This window comes from Vibrio nigripulchritudo ATCC 27043 (assembly GCF_000222685.1).
GTDB lineage: Bacteria > Pseudomonadota > Gammaproteobacteria > Enterobacterales > Vibrionaceae > Vibrio > Vibrio nigripulchritudo.
The window spans coordinates 20393-27923 of sequence record NZ_AFWJ01000290.1 but is presented as its reverse complement, the minus strand read 5'-3'; the positions used below and the strand labels follow the sequence as shown (position 1 = coordinate 27923).

Annotated in this window: 7 protein-coding genes; all 7 read left to right on the top strand. The window is 45.3% G+C overall.

The genetic code is table 11. From position 1 onward, the window contains the following. The first annotated feature begins 134 nt into the window (after window positions 1-134). The 7 genes from RH89_RS23225 (at window position 135) to RH89_RS23195 (ending at window position 7498) form a co-directional block, all read left to right on the top strand. The gene (locus tag RH89_RS23225; protein ID WP_004407319.1) at window positions 135-866 is read left to right on the top strand and encodes a MipA/OmpV family protein; all 732 of its coding nucleotides are present in this window, start codon (window positions 135-137) and stop codon (window positions 864-866) included. 128 nt (window positions 867-994) lie between these two features. Beyond that, a complete protein-coding gene (locus RH89_RS23220; RefSeq protein WP_004407316.1) occupies window positions 995-1669 on the top strand; it encodes a GIN domain-containing protein in 675 nt (224 codons plus the stop codon). A gap of 528 nt (window positions 1670-2197) precedes the next feature. Further along, a complete protein-coding gene (locus RH89_RS23215) occupies window positions 2198-3355 on the top strand; it encodes a porin (RefSeq protein WP_004407314.1) in 1158 nt (385 codons plus the stop codon). A gap of 61 nt (window positions 3356-3416) precedes the next feature. Continuing rightward, a complete protein-coding gene (locus tag RH89_RS23210) occupies window positions 3417-4037 on the top strand; it encodes a DUF2057 domain-containing protein (protein ID WP_004407312.1) in 621 nt (206 codons plus the stop codon). Between the two features lie 275 nt (window positions 4038-4312). Continuing rightward, on the top strand, window positions 4313-5707 hold the full coding sequence (locus tag RH89_RS23205; protein WP_004407311.1) for an O-antigen ligase family protein: 1395 nt from the start codon (window positions 4313-4315) through the stop codon (window positions 5705-5707). After that, complete coding sequence (locus RH89_RS23200) at window positions 5697-6761, top strand: acyltransferase family protein (protein ID WP_004407309.1); 1065 nt, start codon at window positions 5697-5699, stop codon at window positions 6759-6761. Before RH89_RS23205 ends, RH89_RS23200 begins: the two co-directional genes overlap by 11 nt. A gap of 365 nt (window positions 6762-7126) precedes the next feature. After that, complete coding sequence (locus tag RH89_RS23195; protein ID WP_004407306.1) at window positions 7127-7498, top strand: VOC family protein; 372 nt, start codon at window positions 7127-7129, stop codon at window positions 7496-7498. Window positions 7499-7531: the final 33 nt, after the last annotated feature.

The window sequence follows — 7531 nt, the reverse complement described above, 5'->3', positions numbered from 1 at the left end:
AGGTGGCAATTTTTTATTGCCGCATGTGAAAGAAAAAACGCAGTTGCCAGTTCTATATGGTTGTTATACCCAAGTGACCTCAGAAATCCATAAAGCGAGGTCACTTGGGTATAGTAAGGTCATGGAAGTATATTATGAAAAAACTTGTCGCACTCTCATTAGCATTGGTATCTGGTTCTACATTCGCATTCGAGCCAGGTGAGGAATACGGCATCATTGGTGCTAGCGGTACATTTGGACAATCGGTTTACTCTACCGAAGATTCTGCAAAGTTTGGCATTACGCCTAACCTGTTTTACTACGGTGAACGCGGATTTATTGACGGCAGCCTGGCAAGCTACAACGTTTTGCCATACGTCGGTATCTCCGGTAACTGGCGTTTTGCTCAGGTATCTAACACTTTTGATACCATTCCAGATGGTATCGATGAGCGAGACGGTAACCTGGAATTAGGTCTTACCATAGGTACACCTGGCGCTCGAATTACCTACCTTCAGGATGTTATGAATGTCCACGGTGGTAAAGAAATTCAGGTTCACCTAGGAAAAACATTCAACACGCCAATGCGTCGATTCACACTGACTCCTTACGTGGAATTAGACTGGAGAGACAGAAAGCTGTCCGACCATTTGTACGGTGTCAGCGCTGCGGAATCCAGTGCATCAGGATTGAAGCAATATGACGCATCCAGCAGCTTTGTCTATCAGGCTGGTGTAATTGGTTTGTACGACTTCTCGAAGAAGTTGGTGATCATCAGTAAAGCAAGAATGGAAAGTCATGATGATGACAGCCCAATCGTTCAGCGTAACTTTGGTTGGTCATTTGAAGTTGGTCTTACCTACAAATTTGCTGGGAAATCTTGGTAATTTTAGCTAAAACAGTTAGTTAAATTCACCACGAAATATAACAACCCCTTTAAAATCAAACGATTAGAAATTGGCACACATATTGAAATACCAAGTATGTGTGCCAATTCTAATTTAAAGGGCTAGTTATGTTTTCTCAATCAAGGTTTTACGCGAGTTTCTTATTCCTAACCGGGATCGTTTCTCTGGCTATTGCTGACTCTGCAATGGCAGACGAAGAACGTGCATTTCCTACCACTTCCTTCCACTCACTGGGTGTTTCTAAAGACATTAGCGTCAACGTTCAATGCGGTGCAAAACCGATGGTGATTGCTCAGGGTCACGAAGACGTACTGGATAAGCTTTCTTTAAAGAATACCAGAGGCAAATTGCTGATCAGCAATGAAGGCGAAGACCCCGGATGGTTTGCGACTAAACACCTCGACATTACCGTGGTAACCGACAAGCCACTCACAAGCGTCGAAGCAAAAATGGGCACAAACCTCACCGCTGTTCCATGTGCCATTTCAAGCGACGAGTTAAAAGTAGTGGGCAGCATGGGTGCAGAAATCTTCGTTGAGGGCAAGGTTTCAAACTTGGATGCTCATTTGTCTCTGGGCGCTAACCTCAACAATTCAGATTCTTTACTTGATGTCGAAAATGCCAATATCGACTTTTCTATGGGAGCCAATGCCTATTTGTGTCATGCCAAACGGGTGACAGGTTCACAGGAAATGGGCGCTGCTCTCTACGTTGGCGAGAATACGCGCTATAAAATTGATCAGGTAATGGGAGCCGTAGTTTCCTACGATGGCTGTTGGTAAAAAGGTTATTGATAGAAAAACTGTCGGCAAAAATGGTTTTACATAAAACCAAAATAATCGTACTATTCAAACTCTAGGAGATAAAAGGCGAGACAAAAAGCACACGAGACAGTCTCGCCTGACAAAAGTTCACCCTGTTCTATCCTCTTGCAACGAGATATGCATCAAGCTTTTTATATGCGACATCTCAAAGCATCTAAAACAAACAAAAAATCTCCGTATGTTCCCTTCTGTTTCAAGCCTTACCCAAGCACTCTCTTTCAATTATTCATCTATCTAAATCACTGATTATCTATTTTTACATCTGTTTGCACAGTGATGCTATCCCATTGAAAAATATAGCTTTATATTTTTCTAAAAAGCTAAATTTTGACCCTCTTCAAATCCATAACTGCTTGAAACTACCCAAGAAAAATTTCTGATTAAGCTTGTTCACGTACTCAATCTAACAACAACGATTCTCTGTGCGAGTATCCAGCGGCCTACAGGAGCTGGCACAGAATTCAGCTATACACCTTAGGAGTAAACATGAACAAAATCTTTAAGCCTAGCATCATCGCAATGGCAGTAAGCAGCGTTGCACTGACAGCATTTCCAACTGTCGCAGAAGAAACCGATGCGAAATACGATGTGTACGGAATCATCGCGTTACAGGCGCATTATCGTGACTACGAAAACTCCCCTAGCCTTACTGGCTTCCAAACCAACAATGAAAGCCGCATTGGTTTCAGAGGTTCTAAACAATTCCAAAACTTTGGTCCTAAATTTATCTGGCAGATAGAAGGCGGCTATGTCGACCCTTCTTATTCTGATCATACGGCAAGCGGTGGTTTTGGTGAGCGAGATACTTTTGTCGGTTTTGAAGACTTTGACTCATTCGGTCAGTTCCGACTAGGTCGTGTTCTCACACCACTCTATGAAGTGGTTGACTGGCCCGGTGCAAACCCAGGTTTAGGTGATGTGTGGGACTGGGGTGGCTTGATTGGTGGTGCAAAATTCCAGGATCGCTCATCAAACACGGTTCGTTGGGACTCACCGGAATGGGGCGGTCTGACTCTGGATGTGGCTTACGGAAGAACCAAAGCCGCAGCAACCGGAAGTGACGAAGGTTGGTGGCAAGGTGCTGCTGCACATTACAAAGTAGGACCAATCCAGTTTGATGCAGCCTATGAGATCAACCGAAACACTGCTGAAAGTTTTCAGGATGGCACGCTTGATCCCGACGCCCATGACCCATCAACCAAAGATACCTTTAACCGTATCTGGGATAACAATACGTACCTGATTGGGGTTCAGGGATGGTTTGAAAATGGTATTTCTTTCTTCGCGCAGTACCGTATCCAGGATGCAAAAGTTACCGAAGGCGTCGATAACGGGCGTGAAGAGAAACAAAATGCCATGACATCTGGTTTGATGTACAACACAGGCGACTGGCAGTTTAAAGTCGGCTACACCAAAAACTTTGAGCTAGAAGTGAATGGCGAGAAAGTGGCAGACTCAGCTGACGATATAATCTCTGCTCAGGCGATGTATTTTGTAGACCCATCTGCGGTGCTTTACGTACGTGCTCGTGACGTCACAATGGGTGGTAACACGGTTGACTCCGGTAACGCAGGCATGACTTATGATCGCTGGAAGTCAGATTCATTTAATGAAGTATCCGTTGGCGTGGAATACTACTTCTAATCAGTCAAAATAAAACTCAGGGCGGGATATTACCCCGCCCTAACCTGTTTCTGGAGGCTTCATGGCATTTGCTTTACGTATAGTTGTCTTAGCACTGGCTGGCTTTACCAGCTTTACTTTTGCATCCCCACTCACATTGAACCTGAGTAACGAGCTCACCCCAAGAACCCTCAATGGCGCTAAAATTGAGAGTCAGTGGATTAAGTCCACCTCAGCTTTGGAGATTCAGCCCGGATTAAATCAGATTGCCGTGACTATTGGTCAGATCGTGGTAGAGGATGGCAGAAGAACCAAATACTATTCACAGCCCTACGTCCTTCTGTTCGAAGCAAGAGAGTCACTGACTTTAGATTACAAGGCGTTCAGAACAATGAGTGATGCACGCCAATTTGAAAAAGCGCCAACCTTTACTCTGACCGATGCCTCATCCAACTCAATCGACTACAAGATAGATACGATACACATAGGCGGCTTACAGACTTTGCAAGACTTTGAAGGAGCGATTCGCCGATACAATGAAAAGGGTGAAGGACTGGCGGTCTATCGCTCAGAAAAAGAGACGACCGTTACGTTGACTCATTCTGAAGAACATCTTCTTAAGTCAGCACAATCTGCCTTTCAGGATTTAAATTCTGAAACTCAAAGAAAGTTTATGGCTTGGGCGATGGAGAATTTAAAGTAAAAAAAAGCGGGCACCGCATGCCCGCAAAGCCCGTTCCGGCTGAAAGAATAGTGCTAGACCCAATTAACCTTGTGTTTACTGGGTATATAATTCATTGCGGCGGCTAAGATACCATTTGAATATCAAACATACAACACATCATTCTATTTATTTTGACTCTCATTCTGAGAAGGTCGACTTCTTTATATATTTATCTCTTTAAAAACAATACGTTATAAACCCACATATATTGGCACTTCCCTTGCTATCTCTCATATAGATATCAAGGAGATGCCATGTTTTCTACCCAACAGCAAACAGACTACAGCAAACACCTGGGCACGATTTTGTGTGTCAGTGCGCTGTGTGCCGTGCTGGGTGGGCTATGGTATCTGGTCCCGCATCCGGCGATACCTGTTGCGCTTGCCATTGTGCCTTTTGCTATTCTGTTTACACTTAATTTCCCTGTCCTTCTCGCCCTACTGTTTATCGTTTTCTCTTATTTCCGGTTGCATGAGGCATTTCCGGTTTTAATGCCTTTGCGCATTCCTTTGCTGCTCTCACTGGCGACGCTGATGACCTTCTTCTGGCACATAGCCATCACACGAAATATTCAGTTCAAGCCAAGTAAGGAACTGAAGTGGTTTGCGGTGTTTTTCATTATTGTGATGCTCGGAATTCTGTTTGCTGGTAATAAAACGGCATCCATCAACTACTTCACCAGCACGTATGTCAAAATCGCCATCATGACACCCGTCTTGTCATGGATCCTTACTCAACCCAATCACTTCAAACTGGCTATTCGCCTTTTCTGTATTGCCGGTGGACTGGTCGCTTTTGTAGCTATCTCGAACAAACTCGCTGGAATTGGTCTGGTAGAGGGAACGCGAGTCACCATCGGCAGAAGCTTTCAATCGGTACTTGGGGATCCAAATGACCTCTCTTTGGTCCTACTGTTTCCCTTCTCGTTTGCACTTGCTCTCGTTATGGCTCCGGGCATGAACAGATATGAGCGTGTCTTCGGTGCCATTACCAGTGTACTCATTGTATGGGCAATCATTGCGACTCAAAGCCGAGGCGGGTTACTCGGCATTGCCAGCGTGCTCGGCATTTTTGCTTATCGACGTGTGAAATCTAAAGCGCTGCTGTTTTCTGGCGGTGGCGTTCTTATGGTGATCTTGTACTTCGCTGCTGGAATCAGCGGACGAAAGTCCGGAGGAGCCGCAGAGGAAGGTATTGATGAATCAGCCATGGGGCGGATACATGCCTGGGAAGCCGCATTCAAAATGGCGCTAGACAACCCAGTTACCGGAGTTGGCATCGATAACTACTTCTACAACTATTACTTCTACAGCAGCTACTGGGACGGTAAGAACCATGCGGTTCACAGTACCTGGTTCGGCGTATTGGGTGAAACAGGGTTTGTCGGTCTTTTCGTTTTCTTAGCCATGGTGATCACCATGTACAAAACTGCCATCTACTCACTCAGAAAAGTGAGTGAGAACGTTGATCGATTCCCACCTGTCACTTATGCCATGAGTGAGGGCACCTTAGCCGGAATCATTGCTTTCAGTGTTTCGGGTTCTTTTTTAACTCAAGGGTTTACATGGCCTGTCTACATTCTGGTGGCCCTGACGGCGGCCAACTATCATTTCGTTAAGCAACACGGGGAGAAAAATCATGGAGAATAGAATTCCATCACTGGATGGGCTGCGCGCAGCGTCCATTTCTCTTGTCTGTTTTGGTCACTTGGTTGGCACCGTAAACTTTCCGCAGATATTCATGCCTCTTCACAATTTGGGCAACTTTGGCGTGAAGGTCTTTTTTGTCATTTCAGGATTTCTGATCACCACTCTTTTGCTGAATGAGATGAACAGAAACGAAAAAGTGAACCTGTCTCAGTTTTTCATTCGCCGTATATTCCGACTGTTTCCGGCTTTCTATTTTTACGTGCTCTGTATCGCAGTGGCAGAATATGCTGGGATTATCTCCCTGATGCCCGGTGATCTTTTCCACGCTGTCACTTACACCATGAACTACCACCACGAGAGAGAATGGTGGTTAAACCATACTTGGTCACTCGCGGTTGAAGAGCAGTTTTATCTTCTCTGGCCTCTACTTCTGACTTTGTTGGGTAAAAAGCATGCCAAACACTTATTGGTCATCGCTGTAGTCATCATTCCTTGCGTTCGCTACTGGATGTGGTTTGAAGCAGGCAGTTCCCCTTCAGCCATGACACGGGAATTTCAGGCAATCGCCGATGCACTCGCGATGGGCTGTATTCTCGCTTACATGAAGGAAAGTGGCTTCAGGCTCCCTGAGTTTTTTGGCTCTGGCTGGTTCATCGTGATACCGGCTGCCATGATTCTGGTTCCTAGTGCAATCTACAAACTTAGCCCTGCCTGGTTTTATGTCGCTGGGCAAACCATCATCAATATTTGCGCGGCTCTGATGATTTTACGTTATAGCCAATTCAATCAGGGCATCACCTTTAAAGTTCTTAACAGCAAGCCTGCAATTTGGCTGGGTGTTTTAAGTTACTCACTGTATCTGTGGCAAGAACCTTTCCTAAATTCCTGGACCCGTGAGTGGTACGCCAACTGGCCGACTAACATCATTCTTGCGTTTGCATTCGCTCTCTTCTCCTATTTCATAATTGAGAAACCGGGGTTAAAGCTACGCAAAAAGCTGATGACACCCCGTGAGAGTGTGAGGGCGGTAAACACAAGAGGGTCGAAAGCGTGATATACCTGACCCAGTACGTTTAACCATAACAGCACAGGAATCACATGGCTTCTTACTAGGGTCTGTTGACCTTTCGAGATGATTTTTGCAGCAATTTGTGGGTTCTTTATACAAGGCAGCGCTTATTCGGTGTAGTCGCTCTACATCAATAAGCGGTAACACAGTAGAAAGGAGCCACAAATGCTGCCCGAAGGGTTCAGTTCTATGCGCTTTACTCTTTGTTGCAAGGTATTTACTTAGAATGACTAAGCGAAAGACCTTGCGCCGCGATTAAACCACATAGAACTCGAACAAAATTTAACCGCGAAAGGTCAACAGACCCTAAGAATTGATAGCCACGTGAGCGATCAAACAAGGAGAGGACGATGGAACTGGGTGCATTTTCGGTTAGTTTAACCGTCAAAGACTTACAGAAATCCAAAGCGTTTTACCAAGCGCTAGGGTTTACTGAATTCGCAGGTGACGAAACGCAAAACTGGCTCATCATGTCGAACGGTGAACATAAAATTGGGTTGTTTCAGGGGATGTTTGAGAAGAACATGCTGACCTTCAACCCCGGCTGGACGCAAAGCTGCGCTACCCTTGAAAACTTCACCGATGTAAGAGATATCCAGAAGCATCTGGAAAGCTCGGGGATTACGCTTGCTTCCAAAGCCGATGAAAACAGTTCAGGACCAGCGCATATTATGCTGGAAGATCCCGATGGCAATCCCATATTGCTAGACCAGCATGTCTAGGGTCTGTTCGGACCCTATATCACATAAAGGTGT

Bases quoted from the DNA above. Each gene is read 5' to 3' on its own strand.
- RH89_RS23205 (WP_004407311.1), top strand. From the start codon at position 4,313: ATGTTTTCTACCCAACAGCAAACAGACTACAGCAAACACCTGGGCACG.
- RH89_RS23225 (WP_004407319.1), top strand. From the start codon at position 135: ATGAAAAAACTTGTCGCACTCTCATTAGCATTGGTATCTGGTTCTACA.
- RH89_RS23220 (WP_004407316.1), top strand. From the start codon at position 995: ATGTTTTCTCAATCAAGGTTTTACGCGAGTTTCTTATTCCTAACCGGG.
- RH89_RS23210 (WP_004407312.1), top strand. From the start codon at position 3,417: ATGGCATTTGCTTTACGTATAGTTGTCTTAGCACTGGCTGGCTTTACC.
- RH89_RS23200 (WP_004407309.1), top strand. From the start codon at position 5,697: ATGGAGAATAGAATTCCATCACTGGATGGGCTGCGCGCAGCGTCCATT.
- RH89_RS23215 (WP_004407314.1), top strand. From the start codon at position 2,198: ATGAACAAAATCTTTAAGCCTAGCATCATCGCAATGGCAGTAAGCAGC.
- RH89_RS23195 (WP_004407306.1), top strand. From the start codon at position 7,127: ATGGAACTGGGTGCATTTTCGGTTAGTTTAACCGTCAAAGACTTACAG.